Below are 16,151 nucleotides of genomic sequence, written 5' to 3' on the forward strand. Positions count from 1 at the left end.
CGAACCATGCAGTTCAAAATGTTATCCGGTATTAGCCCCGGTTTCCCGGAGTTATCCCAGTCTTATGGGCAGGTTACCCACGTGTTACTCACCCGTCCGCCGCTAACTTCTTGAGAGCAAGCTCTCAATCCATTCGCTCGACTTGCATGTATTAGGCACGCCGCCAGCGTTCATCCTGAGCCAGGATCAAACTCTCCAATAAAGTTAGTTTGTCTAGCATCTAAAAATAAAAATTGACGTTTCACGTTGTTTGTTTCGTTCAGTTTTCAAAGAACTACTTGGTCGCTCATTTGCGACTTCCTTATGTTAACATTTTCATCTTTCAATGTCAACTAAGTTTTTTATTTCATTTGTCGCTTGCGATGTTAATGTCATCGGCGACTTGTTCTATATTACACCTCTAATCTCTAATCGTCAATATGTTTTTATAAAAAATATAAAAAGGCTTATTTCTTTTAAAATAAGCCTTTTTATCACATATCATTCTATTCATTTATTATTTTTCTATAATTGGTAAAGAGACGATAAATTTAATAATACCATCCCTATATTCCGCTCGAATACTACCACCTTGTAACTCAACAATACTTTTCGCAATCGCTAAACCAAGTCCCGACCCTTCCGTTACTCTACTTCGAGATTGATCCTTCTTATAGAAACGTTCAAACAAATTCGCTAACTCATCTCTCGTAAACTCTTCACTATGATTCGCAATTACAATTTGTATATCCCTACGCTGCCTTTGAAGAGAAACTTTTATCTCTCCATCATCTTTACTGTACTTAATCGCATTCATTAGTAAATTATCAAATACACGAACCATCTTTTCCGAATCAATCGATGCATAAGCACGTTCCTCAGGAAACTTCTTAACAAACGTAAGTCCATGTTCTTCCGCCTGCGGTACTAGCTCTTCTATTAATTGCTCAAGCAACTCATTTACACATACTTCTTGTTTTTCTAATACAACTTGTTCATTTGTTAACTTCGTATACTCAAATAAATCTTCTATTAAATTCTTTAACTGCTCCGACTTTACAAAAGCAATTCTTGTATACTCATCATGTTGTTCTTTATTTTCATATTTAGAATCTCGAAGTAATCGTAAGTAACCCATAATAGAAGTAAGTGGTGTACGCAAATCATGAGATACATTTGTGATAAGCTCATTTTTCTGCTTTTCTAATTTACGTTCCTTTTCTATATTATTCATAAGCTCTTCCGCCATATTATTAATATTCTCAGTTAAAGACGCAATCTCATCTTCACCTTTTTTCTCAATGCGGTACGCTAAGTTACCTCTTTCTATTTCCTTTACACCTTGTGCCATTGCTTCAATCTGCTTCATCTTTCTCTTTGTTATATAGAAGAAAGAGAAAATGAATACAAGAACACCCATTAAAAACGGGAATGGTCCTTCTACTTTATAGTACACTACCTCCCCTTGAGGAATCCCGCTTACAAACATATATAAGTTCTTACCTTCAATTGTAATAGGCGAGAATGTAATGAACTCTTTTCTTGATCTTTCAATATCATTATTATTTGAATAATTGATAGCAAATGAAGTCGCATTACGAATTGTATTATGCAAATTAATTTGTTCTTCTTGCGCTTGCTTCGTTTTATACAAAACTTTACCATTTTCGTCAGTAACTAATATTTTAAAGGCATCATGCCCTTGCTCTAAATTCTCATTTTCTAGCTCTATCATGTTTTGTACAGCATCTAATTTATTTTCAACAACCATCATTTCCGCTGTACTTTGAGCTTTACGATTAATTTGCTCCATACCATCTCTGTAATTAATCTCAGCATGCTGGCTAGCATCTTCAAAAATAGGTGCTACTATCTTCGTTGATACAAAGAGACCTAATAACGCACAAGCAGTAAACGCCGTAATAAGTTGAATCCTTATACTCCGTTTCACGCTCTTTATTATCTTTCCAATTAATTCTCGAATTTTCCGAACATAAGTAAACGGATTAAATATCTTTTTCAATCTTATACCCCACTCCCCATACCGTTTTTATATATCTAGGTTTCCTTGGATTCTCCTCAATCTTTTCACGCACTTTTCGAATATGCACCATTACAGTATTATCAGACTGGAAAGATCGTTCGTTCCACACCTTTTCATAAATTTGCTCCGCACTAAACACCATACCTGGATTTCTAGTTAGCAATTCTAAAATTGAAAATTCCCTCGGAGTTAGTTTCACTTCTTCTCCCTCTACAATAACTTTATGGGTCGAGATGTTGATTTTCATCTCCCCAATTTCTAACTCGTCCTCATTTTGGACAGCGAAACCATTCATTTTCATATAACGGCGTAACTGAGATTTAATTCGTGCAATTAACTCTAATGGATTAAAGGGCTTCGTTACGTAATCATCTGCTCCTGTTGTTAATCCTAAAATCTTATCCATATCTTGCGTTTTGGCAGAAAGCATAATAATAGGCATCTCTTTCGCTTCCCTTACTTTCATACACATATGAATACCATCCACTTTCGGCATCATAATATCTAATACGACTAGATGTACTTCATTTTCTTCTAGTAAACGCAATCCTTCTTCCCCGTCTCCTGCTTGCAATACTTTATATCCTTCATTCTTTAAATAGATTGTAATTAAATTTCGAATTTCTTTTTCATCATCTACGACAAGTATTGTTTCGTGTGCCACAATATCTCCCCCATCACTTTTTTAATCCCTAACTTCTATTATAGGAAAACTTCTGAAGAAAAACGCTCGGAAATCCTTAAGATTTTCTGAAGACGCAAAAAAGGTCTAGACTCCCCTTAAGTCTAGACCTTTTAAAAAACCCCTTTTATCCCGCATTAACGGACAGTAAGACTCCCACTTCAAAAAACTGCCCAAATCAACGATGTTACGCGGCAGATCAACTGCCCGTAAAAGCCCGATTGGTTCAACTAATAATCAGGGTGGGGTTTCCCCCACTCTGATTAAAGTTTCACTTTATTTACGAACGTAGATGAAATATAGTACAAATAAAACTCCCATAACATACATAATCGGATGAACCTCTTTACGACGACCACTCACAACCATTGTAATTGGATAGAAGATAAATCCAATCGCAATCCCAGTTGCGATACTATACGTAAGTGGCATAGAGATAATTGTAAAGAATGCTGGCACTGCAATCTCGAATTTCTTCCAATCAATTTCCCCTAAGGAAGAAACCATCAAGATTCCTACAATAATTAAAGCTGGTGCCGTTACAGCTGGCGTTACAACACTTAGTAATGGCGAGAAGAATAATGCCAGTAAGAAGAATCCTGCTGTTACAACTGCTGTAAATCCAGAACGTCCTCCTGCTGCTACCCCTGCAGACGATTCAATGTAAGACGTTGTTGTTGATGTACCTAAGATCGCACCAATTACAGTCGCAATCGCATCTGCAAATAACGCTTTTCCTGCACGTGGTAATTTATTGTTCTTCATTAATCCTGCTTGATTTGCAACCGCTACAAGCGTACCTGCTGTATCAAAGAAATCGATAAAGAAGAACGTTATAATAACAATTCCCATTTGAACAGTGAAAATATCTCCGAAGTGCGTTAACGCAGCACCGAACGTTGGTTCTAGACTCGGTATTGCTCCCACTACAGCTTTCGGAGTATCAATTAATCCTGTTGCCACTCCTAAGATCGCTGTAAGAATCATACCGTAAAATACTGCACCATTAACTTTCTTAATCATGAAGATGATTGTCGTAACAACCCCGAAGATTGCTAGTAACGTTGTGCCCTTTGTTAAGTCCCCCAACCCAACAAGAACAGCATCATTTTTCACAATAATCCCGGCATTTTGGAATCCAAGGAAAGCAATGAATAATCCAATACCTGCCGCTACTGCAAACTTTAACTCTGATGGAATTGCATTAATAATTTTTTCACGAATACCTGAAGCTGTAAGAATAATAAAGATAATACCTGACATTAATGTTCCAGCAATTGCTGTTTGCCAAGGAATACCCATCGTTAACACTGCTGTATAAGCAAAGAACGCGTTAATTCCCATACCTGGCGCTAAAGCAATTGGATACTTCGCAAAAATACCCATAATTAACGAACCAATCGCTGCCGCTAATGCCGTAGCAACGAATACTGCACCTGGATCCATCCCTGTACCTGCTGGTAACCCTTTAATATTTCCAAGCGACAGCGTAGCAGGATTGACAAACAGTACGTAAGCCATAGATAGAAATGTCGTTAACCCTGCTATGAACTCAGTCTTATAATTCGTACCGAGCTCATCAAACTGAAAATAGCGTTTCATCTTACGTTTCCCCCGTTATATGATTACTCGCCGTATTTCTCCTAGCCCTCTTTTATCCCGAGAAATAAAAAAGGCTTCCATTGCATATATACATGGAAGCGTTCTATAAACAAAGACAAGTTTCCCCTCATCTTTATACAAACGCCTCGTAGTCAAGCCATTTACGGTAGCTAGGTAGAAACTTTCGGGCCATATCCCCGATATTATACGACGGCATAATATTCACTTTTCGTTTGAATTACATACTCATATTAACTCGCATAGGCACTTTTGTCAATTTAAAAACGAACATTTTTATAAACTTTTATAATTTCGTTCGTATTAATGGCAAAAACAAAAAGATCCATCTATTCACGAATGATAGATGGATCTTTTTTATTACAATACTATTCCCACTCAATAGTTGCTGGTGGCTTACTCGTTACATCATACACGATACGGTTAACGTGTTTTACTTCGTTTACGATACGTACAGAGATTTTCTCTAGTACGTCCCAAGGGATACGTGCCCAGTCAGCTGTCATACCGTCGATAGATGTTACTGCACGGATACCTACTGTGTAATCGTAAGTACGCTCGTCACCCATAACACCTACGCTACGCATGCCAGGAAGCGCAGTGAAGTATTGCCAAATTTCACGGTCTAAGCCCGCTTTAATAATTTCTTCACGTAAAATCGCATCAGATTCACGAACGATTTCTAATTTCTCTTCTGTGATTTCACCTAATACACGAATACCAAGACCAGGACCTGGGAATGGTTGACGCCATACGATTTCATCAGGAATTCCTAGTTCAGATCCTAATACACGTACTTCATCTTTAAATAACGTATTTAAAGGCTCAATTAATTTGAACTGCATGTCTTCTGGAAGTCCACCAACGTTATGGTGAGATTTAATTGTTTGTGCAGTTGCTGTACCACTTTCAACGATGTCTGTGTAAAGTGTACCTTGTGCTAGGAAGTCCATACCTTTTAATTTAGATGCTTCATCATCAAATACGTAAATGAATTCGTTACCGATGATTTTACGTTTTTGTTCTGGATCTTCTACACCTTTTAACTTGTTCATGAAACGTTCTTGTGCATCCACTTTAATAACGTTCATATGGAAGCCTTCGCTAAATGTTTTCATAACGCCTTCTGCTTCACCTTTACGAAGTAAGCCGTGGTCAACGAAAATACATGTTAACTGATCACCGATTGCTTTATGAATTAATACTGCTACAACAGAAGAGTCTACGCCGCCACTAAGTGCACATAGTACTTTTTTGTCTCCAACAGTTTCACGAATCTTTTCTAATTCTACTTCGATAAAGTTCTCCATGTTCCATCCTTCAGAACAACCACATACGCCGAATACGAAGTTTTTAATTAAATCGTTACCGTGCTCAGAGTGACGTACTTCTGGGTGGAATTGTACACCGTATAAGTTTTTCGCTTCATTGCTCATACCAGCAATTGGGCAAGACTCACTTGTTGCGTCTACTACGAATCCTTCAGGTAAACCAGTTACTAAGTCGCCATGGCTCATCCATACAACTTGCTCTTCTGGAAGGTTCGCATATAATTTTGATTCGTTCTCTACTTTAAGAACAGCTTTTCCGTACTCACGGTGGTTGGCACGCTCTACTTTACCACCGAAGTGTTGTGTCATAAGCTGCATACCGTAACAGATACCGAAGATCGGTAAACCTAGTTCGAAGATTTTTTCATCACAATGTAATGCACCTTCACCGTATACGCTATTTGGTCCACCAGAGAAAATAATCCCTTTTGGATTCATTGCTTTAATTTCTTCTGCAGTAATTGTATGTGGATGAAGTTCACTGTATACACCGAACTCACGAATTCGACGTGCTATTAACTGATTGTATTGACTTCCAAAATCTAAAACGATAATTGTATCGTGTTGCTTCTTCAAAATAATCACCCCAACGTTAGTTCTCGTATATAAATATTTTCACCAATTTGGCGAAAAGCATTACTAATATAATAAAAAAAGCCAGTCCTCCGCCTCTAGTCTCATAACAAAGAAAAGGCAGGGGTCTGGCTTTATAAAGAAAGATAGTCTCCGCTCTTTATAAATATAAGACACACTGCCTTCATAGTCAGGTTGTTTACGGTAACCCGGTAGAGACTCTCAAACCATATCATTGAGGATATATGAAGGATCGTTTTATATTATCTTCCTAGATTCTAACAATGAAGTATCTATATGGTCAAGAGAGAAAGCGACAAAATTCTACAGAAATTCATTTCCTTTTCTAAAAAACATAAAAAAACATCCATTTCTATATAGAAATGGATGTTTTTTTAGGGCAAACGGAATTACATCATTCCGCCCATACCGCCCATGCCCATGCCGCCCATGTCAGGCATTGCTGGTGCATTTGGTTCTGGCTTGTCAGCTACTACAGCTTCAGTTGTTAAGAACATAGCTGCAACAGATGCTGCGTTTTGAAGTGCAGAACGAGTTACTTTAGCTGGATCTACGATACCAGACTCAAGCATGTTAACCCACTCGCCAGTAGCTGCATTGAAACCAACACCTACTTTTTCGCCTTTTAGACGCTCTACAACTACAGATCCTTCTAGACCAGCGTTGATTGCGATTTGACGAACTGGCTCTTCTAGTGCACGAAGTACAATGTTGATACCTGTTGCTTCGTCGCCTTCAGCTACAATAGAAGCTACTTTCGTGTATACGTTCATAAGTGAAGTACCACCACCTGCAACGATACCTTCTTCTACTGCTGCACGAGTTGAGTTAAGTGCATCTTCAATGCGAAGTTTGCGCTCTTTTAACTCAGTTTCAGTTGCTGCACCGACTTTAATTACTGCTACGCCACCTGCAAGTTTCGCAAGACGCTCTTGTAATTTTTCACGATCGAATTCAGAAGTTGTTTCTTCTAATTGCGCACGAATTTGACCAATGCGAGCTGCGATTTGCTCTGTATTTCCAATACCTTCAACTACAGTTGTGTTTTCTTTTGTAACAACAACTTTACCAGCACGTCCTAAAGATTCAACTGTAGCAGATTTTAAGTCACGACCTAATTCTTCAGTGATTACTTCGCCACCAGTTAAGATTGCGATATCTTCTAGCATTGCTTTACGACGGTCACCAAATCCAGGAGCTTTAACAGCTACTACATTGAATGTACCACGAAGTTTGTTCACTACTAATGTAGCTAAAGCTTCGCCTTCTACATCTTCAGCAATGATAAGAAGTGGTTTACCTTGTTGTACCACTTGCTCTAATACTGGTAAGATTTCTTGGATGTTAGAAATCTTTTTGTCAGTAATTAAGATGTATGGGTTATCAAGAACTGCTTCCATTTTGTCAGAATCAGTAATCATGTAAGGAGATGCATATCCACGATCAAATTGCATACCTTCTACTACGTCTAATTCTGTTGTGAATCCTTTAGACTCTTCTAAAGTAATAACGCCGTCGTTACCAACGCGCTCCATTGCTTCAGCGATTAATTGACCTACTTCTTCGTCAGCTGCAGAAATAGCAGCTACTTGTGCGATAGAAGATTTGCCTTCGATTGGTTTAGAAATCGTTTTTAATTCTTCAATTGCAGCAGTAACAGCTTTTTCGATACCTTTACGAAGACCCATTGGGTTAGCACCAGCTGTTACGTTTTTAAGACCTTCACGAATCATAGCTTGCGCTAATACAGTTGCAGTTGTTGTTCCGTCACCAGCTACATCGTTTGTTTTGCTAGCAACTTCTGCTACTAATTTCGCACCCATGTTTTCGAATGCATCTTCTAATTCGATTTCTTTTGCGATTGTTACACCATCATTTGTAATAAGTGGTGAACCAAATTTTTTCTCAAGTACAACGTTACGACCTTTTGGTCCAAGCGTTACTTTTACTGCGTTTGCAAGAGTGTCGACACCGCGAAGCATCGAACGACGTGCTTCTTCACTAAATTTAATATCTTTTGCCATAATAATTGACCCCCTTGGATTTTTTAAGATTTATATAATTAACCGATAACTGCTAAAATGTCACTTTCACGTAAAATCAAGTAGTCTGTACCTTCATATTTCACTTCAGTACCTGCATATTTTGAGAAGATGATAAGATCACCTGCTGCTACCTCTAAAGCAACACGCTCACCATTCTCAAGCACTCGACCAGTACCTACTGCAACAACTTTACCCTCTTGTGGTTTTTCTTTTGCAGTATCTGGTAATACAATACCACTTGCTGTTTTTTCTTCTGCTTGAACAAGCTCAATTACAACGCGATCACCTAATGGCTTTAGCATGAACAATAACCTCCTCATTTTGTTATGTAAATTTTATTTATTAGCACTCAAGTCACCCGAGTGCTAACACACTTATAATAATAAATAATCTCAATTTCTTTTGCAAGTAAAAAAATCATAATTTTTTCGCAAATTACTATATAAACTTTCTATATAGAATACCGCCTTTACTATATGAAGCATTGTTTCCACTGCTCGTATGTTACAATATGAAAGGACACCCTAAGTTGTTTTCGCTATACACACAACTTTCTCCTGTCTTCTATTATAATTTCAAATAAGGATTTACGAAAAAAACATAATTTAAGTGAGGTTTATATCGTAGGTAGCATATTTACATGTTATCCTAACTTATCTCATACACTATAGTTAGAAAGGATGGTTAAACCATTTGAAAAAACAATATTGGTGGGTTATCGTTACATACATTTTAATGCAGTTATCTGGCGTTGTTGGATTACCACTTCTCCTAAAAACAGGACTCTATGATAATAGAGGGTTTACCATTGAGGAAAAAGGACAAATCATAACGGGACACTGGGCAATTATTAGCTTCTTTGTTGCATTATGTATCGTACTTTGGTTACTTAGAACAGATATTCGTGACAGGCATTTAGATGCAACGCGCTCTTCTGTTCCAGCTACAATTGGATGGGTTTTCATCGGATTCTTCTTAGCAATCATCTCACAATCCATTGCAGGTATGATTGAAATGTATGTATTAGGGGTTCCACGTGGATCTGAGAATACAGACAGACTAATGGACATCGCAAGAACGATACCTTGGTTCCTTATTGTTGTATCTATAATTGGACCTATCTTAGAAGAAATCGTATTTAGAAAAATTCTATTCGGCACGCTTTATAAGAGGTTTAATTTCTTCGTTGCAGCTATCATTAGTTCGCTTGTATTCGCAGCAATTCATTTTGATTTTACTCACTTATTGGTATACACTTCTATGGGGCTCGTATTCGCCTTTTTATATGTAAAATCGAAGCGCATTATCGTTCCTATTGCAGCTCATGTTGCGATGAATACATTAGTCGCTATTGGGCAAATTTTTATGAGCAATGAGCAAATTCAAGAAATGATTAAAGAAGCTGAAAAAATGCAAGGATTTATCGGAGGATTTTTTGTATGAGAAACTCACCATTGTTCATGGCTGCATTATACTTCCTTCTTGGATGTATCTTTACACGCTTCGCCATTACGAACGTGACAGATACAATCTGGAATGTGTGGACAATACTATTTGCAGTTATGGCAACAATTGATTTTAATTTGGCACTTCGCCTTATATTAGTTAAATTCACAAAGAAGAAACAATAATAAAACGCAGAGGTCGCTTCCTCTGCGTTTTATTGTGGATAGTTCTTCAAAAAGTAAACTAATGTTTGTAACTCTACAGCTAAATCAATATGATGAATTCTAATATTCTCTGATACGTTTAATCGTGCTGGTGTAAAATTCAAAATACCGTGCACGCTCGTTTCAGCTAACCTATCTGCTACAGCTTGCGCTACTGTAGCCGGTACTGTTAATATTGCCACTTGTATATCATTTGATAATCTCTCTTCTAATTCATCTAAATGATATACAGGAATGCCCCCGATTTCTGTTCCAACTTTCTCTTCACTAACATCAAATGCCATTTCAATTTTTGTATTATTGTTTTTCGTGAAATTATAATGTAAGAAAGCGGTCCCTAAATTACCTACTCCAATAAGTGCTACACGCGTTATATCATCTTGATCAAGTGTTTCGCGGAAAAATGATAATAAATAATTTACGTTATATCCATATCCCTTTTTCCCTAACGCTCCAAAATACGAAAAATCTCTTCGTATTGTTGCGGAATCTACTTTTACCGCTTCACTCAATTCGGCCGATGAAACACGCTGCTTACCAGAAAGAGATAAGTTTTGGATAAATCGATAGTATAGAGGCAATCTTTTAGCAGTGGCTTGTGGAATCTTTTGCTGATCCATATGACCTCTCCTCTCTTCCTATCTTTATTCATATACTTTAATCAAATACAGAAGTTTAGCACTCATTAAATTCCTTGTATAATAAAGAGAAGAAGTATTCTCTCTTTATTTTAAACTATACACTATTTTTAGTATGATTGAGAAATATAAACATGGCAAAGTTAAGAAATTATTTGAGGTGAAAACATTGATTTTATTACAAGTAAATGGACTTTCGAAATTATACGGTGCAGAAACAATTCTTGCAAACATAAAATTGGAAGTACAAACAAAAGATCGTATCGCATTAGTTGGAAGGAATGGAGCTGGAAAATCTACATTATTAAAAATTATCGCTGGTGAGTTATCACATGATGGTGGCGAAATTATAAAACCGAAAGATGTCTCAATCGGGTATTTAGCTCAAAATACCGGCCTAGAAACGTCTTTAACAATTTGGGATGAAATACTAACCGTCTTTACCCACTTACAGCAAATGGAGACAAAACTTCGAAGGCTTGAGCAAGAAATGGGAAAAGAAGAAAACTTTTCAAACGAAGCTACATATGAAAGATTGTTAGCTGATTATGACCAATTGCAACTCAATTATAAAGATCAAGGTGGATATCAATATGAAGCGGATATTCGCTCCATTTTAAGCGGCCTTGGCTTCCCAGTTGAAACACACCAGACGACGATCTCTACTTTAAGTGGCGGGCAAAAAACAAGATTAGCTCTCGGAAAATTATTATTAACAAAACCAGACTTACTTATTTTAGACGAGCCTACAAACCATTTAGACATCGAAACATTAACATGGCTTGAGCAATATTTACAAGGTTATCCTGGCGCAATATTAATCGTTTCCCATGACCGTTATTTCTTAGACAAACTCGTTACACAAGTATATGAAATTTCGAATAAAGAAAGCAGACGATTTGTTGGTAACTACAGTAAATATTTAGACTTAAAATCAGCATTATATGATCAAGAAATGAAACGTTACGAAAAACAACAAGATGAAATCGCAAAACTTGAGGACTTCGTTCAAAAGAATATAGCTCGCGCTTCTACAACGAAACGTGCTCAAAGTCGCCGTAAACAACTAGACAGAATGGAATTATTAACGAGACCATTAGGGGATTCTAAGTCAGCATCATTCCACTTTGATATTGAAAAACAAAGTGGAAATGATGTTTTACAAGTAAAAGATGCGACCATCGGCTATGAGGAGGACCCTATAATTGAACACGTAACTATGCGCTTAACTCGCGGAGATAGTGTTGCTTTAGTTGGTCCAAACGGAATTGGGAAATCCACATTATTAAAATCTATTGTGAATAAGTTACCACTATTAAATGGTAATGTTTCTTTCGGATCAAATGTATCTGTTGGTTATTATGATCAAGAACAAGCAAACTTAACATCTTCTAAACGGGTTTTAAATGAACTATGGGATGAATATCCACTGCAACCTGAAAAAGAAATCCGTACTATACTCGGGAATTTTTTATTCACAGGAGATGATGTACTGAAACCAGTATCTTCCCTTAGTGGCGGACAAAAAGCTCGATTAGCTCTTGCGAAACTTATGATGCAAAAGTCAAATTTATTAATTCTAGATGAGCCTACGAACCACCTTGATTTAAATAGTAAAGAGATTTTAGAGAATGCTTTAATTGATTATCCAGGGACTCTTCTATTTGTCTCACATGACCGCTACTTTATTAACCGTGTAACAACGACTGTGGTTGAGTTATCAACAGAAGGCGCACAGGAATATTTAGGGGATTACGATTACTATGTGGAGAAGAAAAATGAAATGATTGAACGTGCAGCATTTGAACAACAAGAACAGCAAGAAAATCAGGCACCTGTTCAAAAAACTGTAGCTCAAGAAAAATTAAATTATCTCGAAGAAAAAGAGCGTAAACAATTAGAACGTCAACGCACTCGAAAAATTGAAGAGCTAGAACAAAATATCGTAAACTTAGAAGAAGAAATTGCTACGTTAGAAGATCAACTTTGCTTACCAGAAATATATGCAGATTATGAAAAAGCTAGTGAAATTACAACTAAAAAGCAAACGCTACAAGAACAGCTTGAAACTTGTATGGCAGAGTGGGAAGAGCTGCATGTATAAGAGTATTTAAATAAGGAAGATGTCTCATCAGTCATGATTTTTGACTATGCGACATCTTTTTTCTTTAAGTACATAAATAATTTTTTGGATATATCAATGGTAACTGGGAATATATCAACGATTTTTCAAATACATCTATCGTAACCCTATATACATAAACGATTCGACACGAAATATCGATTTACCGACAAGGATTGACAATATCAGCACCCTCTATAATGGAGGGATATTAAAAAATGTTTTTCGGGGATATCTTCTTGCTTTTTATTTCCCGAAAAACAATACACTCAAAGGTCAGACTTCATCTAGTTTATCCACAAGTTTATACACATATCCACCTTTATAAAATAACTATTAAACCAACTTTTCCACATTATCCACAGCCGACGAAAAAGTTACCAACACTTTATATACACAATAAAACCCACATTATCAACAGATAACATGGGTTTTATCCACAAGCTGTGGTTAATTATGTGCATAACTATGCTTCAATATCTAATCCTGGATTCGCATTTAAGGCTAATGTTGCACGCTTGCCTTGTTCATACGCAATTGTCCCTGCCGCTGCAATCATTGCTGCATTATCTGTGCATAAAGATAGCGGTGGAATAATTAGTTCAATGTTTTCTTTTTGTGCAAATTCTTCTTCTAATCGCGCACGAAGTCCTTTATTAGCAGCTACTCCACCAGCAAGAAGTAATTGCTTTACATTATAAGCCTCTGCTGCACGAGCTGCTTTCGTTACAAGTACATCTATTACACTTTCTTGGAAACTTGCCGCTAAATCTTCTGGTTTAATTTCTATACCACGTTGTTTCGCGTTATGCACAGTGTTGATAACTGCTGATTTCAATCCACTAAAGCTAAAATCATATGAATTCGGTTCTAGCCATGCACGAGGCAAATCAATTGTTGGTTCTCCTTCATGTGCAAGACGATCAATATGAGGACCACCTGGATATGGCATAGATAACGTACGAGCTACTTTATCATATGCTTCTCCAGCTGCATCATCTCGCGTTTCACCAATTACTTCAAATGAACCATGTTCTTTCATATAAACAAGTTCTGTATGCCCACCAGATACAACAAGTGATAATAGCGGGAATTGAACTTCTTTTACTAAACGGTTCGCATAAATATGGCCAGCAATATGATGAACACCGACTAACGGAATATCATGTGCAAAAGCTACTGCCTTCGCTGCATTTACCCCAATTAAAAGTGCTCCTACTAAACCAGGCCCTTCTGTTACAGCAATTGCATCAATATCATCAAATGTGATGTTTGCTTCTTTTAAAGCTTCTTCTAACACAACTGTAATTTCTTCTACATGATGACGGGATGCAATCTCTGGTACAACGCCGCCAAAACGTTTATGACTTTCAATTTGTGATGCCACGACATTCGCAATAATTTCCGTTCCATTTTTAACAACCGCTACCGCTGTTTCATCACAGCTCGTTTCAATCCCAAGTATAATCGTATTTTTTCCCATTATATATTCACCCACATTACAAGACCATCTTCCTGATTGTCTGCATAGTATCGTTTACGAATTCCACCATTTTGAAATCCGTATTTTTTGTATAACTGCTTTGCTACTTCATTTGATACACGTACTTCAAGCGTCATTGTTTTTACCCCTAGTTCTTTCGCTTCTGAAATAACTGCTTTCAATAAGGCATCTCCTAATTTTTGACCTCGGTATTCTGGCAAAATAGCTATATTTGTTATATGTGATTCATCAATAATTATCCACAATCCACAATATCCGATTACACGACCATCTTTTTCTAACACAATATAATGTGCATGTTCATTCATCGTTAATTCACGGTGAAAGGCATCTGCAGTCCAAGGAGTTGAAAAAGACACTTCTTCAATAGCTACAATTTGAGCAATATCATCAAGTTCCATCTTTCTAAATATCATATCCATCTTCTGCAAGGCCCCTACTTGTTTTGACTTTCTAACCACTTTGTTTCAGCTTCAGCTAAACGAAGATAGCTCGGAACAAACGTATGCACATCTTGTTCTTCTTTTTGTAACCCTAAGAATGCTAGCTCACTTGGTCTTGGATTATTTTTAGTAAACGGAGCGAATACAGCTTGATCACCTAAATGTTCTATAATTATTTCTTTATGCAATTTAACATCATTACCGATAAATAAAACAGGCTGTCCTTTATCTTTTAACATTTGCAACCAGTCCACAATAAGAATAATTCGGTCTTCTTCTATTGAAGTTAACTGCTCTCCTTCATATGTATATAATCCAGTATAAATTTGCCCACGTCTTCCATCAAATAAAGGACAAATTAACCCATTAAAGTTAGCACCGTTTGCAGCTACTACCTCTAAACTTGATACACCTACAATTGGTATTTGAAGTGACCAAGCTAATGTTTTTGCCGCTGTCACGCCTATGCGAACACCTGTATATGATCCAGGTCCAGCAGCTACTACGATTTTAGTTAATTCCTTCGGTTTTACACCACATTCTTTTAACAGTTGCTCTACAGCTGGCATAAGACGTACAGAATGGTTTTTCGTCAAATTTGTAATAATTTCCCCAATCACGTTTCCTTCCTCAATAAGGGATACACCCATTACGTAATTTGAAGTATCAATTGCTAGTACTTTCATCTTGTAATAGCTCCTCACATAATCTAATATAGCGATCTCCAATTGGCTCGAGTATAATTTTTCTTGTGTCATCTCCCGCATGGAATAAACTAATTTGTAACTTTTCATTCGGTAAATATGCTTCTATTAAATGAGCCCATTCCACTACCGTAATTCCTTCACCGTAGAAATACTCATCAAAGCCTAAGTCCTCTTCGCTTTCTGCTAAGCGATACACGTCCATATGATATAGCGGTAATCTTCCTTTATATTCTTTAATAATATTAAAGGTAGGACTATTTACAACTCTTTTCACTCCAAGACCTTTTGCTAGTCCCTTTGTAAAAGTCGTCTTACCAGCTCCAAGATCTCCTTCTAAAATAATTACATCTTGTGCCTCTACGAGTTCACCTAGTTTTTCTGATAACCTTTGTGTTTCCTCAGAAGATTTTGTTGTTACTTCATATTTGCTCACAGACTTCACCTACTTTACTCACAATGTTCTCTGCTCTTTATTATACAGGTTTTGAATATATAAAAAAGTCCTTAGGAGTTGTCCTAAGGATAGTTTGACTGTCTTTATTAGTTTTTTGTTAAAACAAATAAAAAAATACGAAACAATTTGTTTCGTTCTTTTCTTTATATAAAATGGCGGTCCCGACCGGGGTCGAACCGGCGATCTCCTGCGTGACAGGCAGGCATGTTAACCACTACACCACGGGACCATTTGGTTGCGGGGACAGGATTTGAACCTGCGACCTTCGGGTTATGAGCCCGACGAGCTACCGTACTGCTCCACCCCGCGATGATATAA

14 protein-coding genes, 2 tRNA genes, 1 rRNA gene and 2 riboswitches are annotated in these 16,151 nt (G+C 37.1%); of the genes, 3 read left to right on the plus strand and 14 right to left on the minus strand.

Going from position 1 to position 16,151, the window contains the following annotated elements; all coding sequences use genetic code 11:
* From C4S65_RS32350 to groES, 7 genes are all read right to left on the minus strand, one after another.
* Positions 1 to 202 (minus strand): 16S ribosomal RNA (locus C4S65_RS32350); the annotation flags it as partial.
* Positions 203 to 496: 294 nt separating this feature from the next.
* Positions 497 to 2,002 (minus strand): HAMP domain-containing sensor histidine kinase, encoded by a 1,506-nt coding sequence (locus C4S65_RS32360; protein WP_086406023.1) that lies wholly within the window; start codon positions 2,000 to 2,002, stop codon positions 497 to 499.
* Positions 1,986 to 2,687 (minus strand): response regulator transcription factor, encoded by a 702-nt coding sequence (locus C4S65_RS32365; RefSeq protein WP_000929886.1) that lies wholly within the window; start codon positions 2,685 to 2,687, stop codon positions 1,986 to 1,988. Before C4S65_RS32365 ends, C4S65_RS32360 begins: the two co-directional genes overlap by 17 nt.
* 294 nt (positions 2,688 to 2,981) lie before the next feature.
* Positions 2,982 to 4,307 carry an NCS2 family permease gene (locus C4S65_RS32370; RefSeq protein WP_000833074.1) on the minus strand — a complete coding sequence of 442 codons (1,326 nt, stop codon included), beginning with the start codon at positions 4,305 to 4,307 and terminating at the stop codon, positions 2,982 to 2,984.
* A gap of 129 nt (positions 4,308 to 4,436) precedes the next feature.
* A riboswitch (purine riboswitch) is annotated at positions 4,437 to 4,538 on the minus strand.
* Between the two features lie 155 nt (positions 4,539 to 4,693).
* Positions 4,694 to 6,235 (minus strand): glutamine-hydrolyzing GMP synthase, encoded by a 1,542-nt coding sequence (guaA, locus tag C4S65_RS32375; RefSeq protein WP_176281111.1) that lies wholly within the window; start codon positions 6,233 to 6,235, stop codon positions 4,694 to 4,696.
* Between the two features lie 161 nt (positions 6,236 to 6,396).
* Positions 6,397 to 6,498: riboswitch (purine riboswitch) on the minus strand.
* A 141-nt stretch (positions 6,499 to 6,639) separates the two neighbouring features.
* Entirely contained in the window at positions 6,640 to 8,274 is a 1,635-nt protein-coding gene (groL, locus tag C4S65_RS32380; RefSeq protein ID WP_001029992.1) for a chaperonin GroEL, read from the minus strand.
* Positions 8,275 to 8,312: 38 nt separating this feature from the next.
* Positions 8,313 to 8,597 carry a co-chaperone GroES gene (gene groES / locus C4S65_RS32385; protein ID WP_000917311.1) on the minus strand — a complete coding sequence of 95 codons (285 nt, stop codon included), beginning with the start codon at positions 8,595 to 8,597 and terminating at the stop codon, positions 8,313 to 8,315.
* Between the two features lie 391 nt (positions 8,598 to 8,988).
* Between groES and C4S65_RS32390 the strand changes: the two genes are divergently transcribed.
* Positions 8,989 to 9,738, plus strand: a complete 750-nt coding sequence (locus tag C4S65_RS32390; RefSeq protein WP_061667828.1) for a CPBP family intramembrane glutamic endopeptidase — start codon at positions 8,989 to 8,991, stop codon at positions 9,736 to 9,738.
* Positions 9,735 to 9,926: a YdiK family protein gene (locus C4S65_RS32395; RefSeq protein ID WP_001246204.1), complete on the plus strand. Its 192-nt coding sequence runs from the start codon at positions 9,735 to 9,737 to the stop codon at positions 9,924 to 9,926. The genes C4S65_RS32390 and C4S65_RS32395 overlap by 4 nt, the downstream gene beginning before the upstream one ends.
* Before the next feature lie 29 nt (positions 9,927 to 9,955).
* On the opposite strand, the gene C4S65_RS32400 is transcribed toward C4S65_RS32395, so the two are convergent.
* Positions 9,956 to 10,585 (minus strand): redox-sensing transcriptional repressor Rex, encoded by a 630-nt coding sequence (locus C4S65_RS32400; RefSeq protein ID WP_000372699.1) that lies wholly within the window; start codon positions 10,583 to 10,585, stop codon positions 9,956 to 9,958.
* 187 nt (positions 10,586 to 10,772) lie between these two features.
* On the opposite strand from C4S65_RS32400, the gene C4S65_RS32405 reads away from it, so the two are divergent.
* A complete protein-coding gene (locus tag C4S65_RS32405; RefSeq protein ID WP_219814125.1) occupies positions 10,773 to 12,707 on the plus strand; it encodes an ABC-F family ATP-binding cassette domain-containing protein in 1,935 nt (644 codons plus the stop codon).
* 484 nt (positions 12,708 to 13,191) lie between these two features.
* On the opposite strand, the gene tsaD is transcribed toward C4S65_RS32405, so the two are convergent.
* The 6 genes from tsaD to C4S65_RS32435 all read right to left on the minus strand — a co-directional run bounded on the left by tsaD (position 13,192) and on the right by C4S65_RS32435 (position 16,142).
* Complete coding sequence (tsaD, locus tag C4S65_RS32410; protein WP_086406025.1) at positions 13,192 to 14,208, minus strand: tRNA (adenosine(37)-N6)-threonylcarbamoyltransferase complex transferase subunit TsaD; 1,017 nt, start codon at positions 14,206 to 14,208, stop codon at positions 13,192 to 13,194.
* A complete protein-coding gene (rimI, locus tag C4S65_RS32415) occupies positions 14,208 to 14,651 on the minus strand; it encodes a ribosomal protein S18-alanine N-acetyltransferase (RefSeq protein ID WP_000367207.1) in 444 nt (147 codons plus the stop codon). The genes tsaD and rimI overlap by 1 nt, the downstream gene beginning before the upstream one ends.
* Before the next feature lie 14 nt (positions 14,652 to 14,665).
* A complete protein-coding gene (gene tsaB, locus C4S65_RS32420; RefSeq protein WP_000865770.1) occupies positions 14,666 to 15,358 on the minus strand; it encodes a tRNA (adenosine(37)-N6)-threonylcarbamoyltransferase complex dimerization subunit type 1 TsaB in 693 nt (230 codons plus the stop codon).
* Positions 15,339 to 15,812, minus strand: a complete 474-nt coding sequence (gene tsaE, locus C4S65_RS32425; protein WP_000049642.1) for a tRNA (adenosine(37)-N6)-threonylcarbamoyltransferase complex ATPase subunit type 1 TsaE — start codon at positions 15,810 to 15,812, stop codon at positions 15,339 to 15,341. Before tsaE ends, tsaB begins: the two co-directional genes overlap by 20 nt.
* 174 nt (positions 15,813 to 15,986) lie before the next feature.
* Positions 15,987 to 16,062: transfer RNA gene (locus C4S65_RS32430), tRNA-Asp, on the minus strand.
* A gap of 3 nt (positions 16,063 to 16,065) precedes the next feature.
* Positions 16,066 to 16,142: transfer RNA gene (locus tag C4S65_RS32435), tRNA-Met, on the minus strand.
* Positions 16,143 to 16,151: the final 9 nt, after the last annotated feature.

It is taken from the genome of Bacillus sp. ok061 (assembly GCF_900108285.1).
In the GTDB taxonomy this organism is placed as follows: Bacteria; Bacillota; Bacilli; order Bacillales; family Bacillaceae_G; genus Bacillus_A; species Bacillus_A thuringiensis_S.

Bases quoted from the DNA above. Each gene is read 5' to 3' on its own strand.
- C4S65_RS32370 (WP_000833074.1), bottom strand. From the start codon at position 4,307: ATGAAACGCTATTTTCAGTTTGATGAGCTCGGTACGAATTATAAGACT.
- groL (WP_001029992.1), bottom strand. From the start codon at position 8,274: ATGGCAAAAGATATTAAATTTAGTGAAGAAGCACGTCGTTCGATGCTT.
- groES (WP_000917311.1), bottom strand. From the start codon at position 8,597: ATGCTAAAGCCATTAGGTGATCGCGTTGTAATTGAGCTTGTTCAAGCA.
- C4S65_RS32395 (WP_001246204.1), top strand. From the start codon at position 9,735: ATGAGAAACTCACCATTGTTCATGGCTGCATTATACTTCCTTCTTGGA.
- C4S65_RS32400 (WP_000372699.1), bottom strand. From the start codon at position 10,585: ATGGATCAGCAAAAGATTCCACAAGCCACTGCTAAAAGATTGCCTCTA.
- tsaD (WP_086406025.1), bottom strand. From the start codon at position 14,208: ATGGGAAAAAATACGATTATACTTGGGATTGAAACGAGCTGTGATGAA.
- rimI (WP_000367207.1), bottom strand. From the start codon at position 14,651: ATGGATATGATATTTAGAAAGATGGAACTTGATGATATTGCTCAAATT.
- tsaB (WP_000865770.1), bottom strand. From the start codon at position 15,358: ATGAAAGTACTAGCAATTGATACTTCAAATTACGTAATGGGTGTATCC.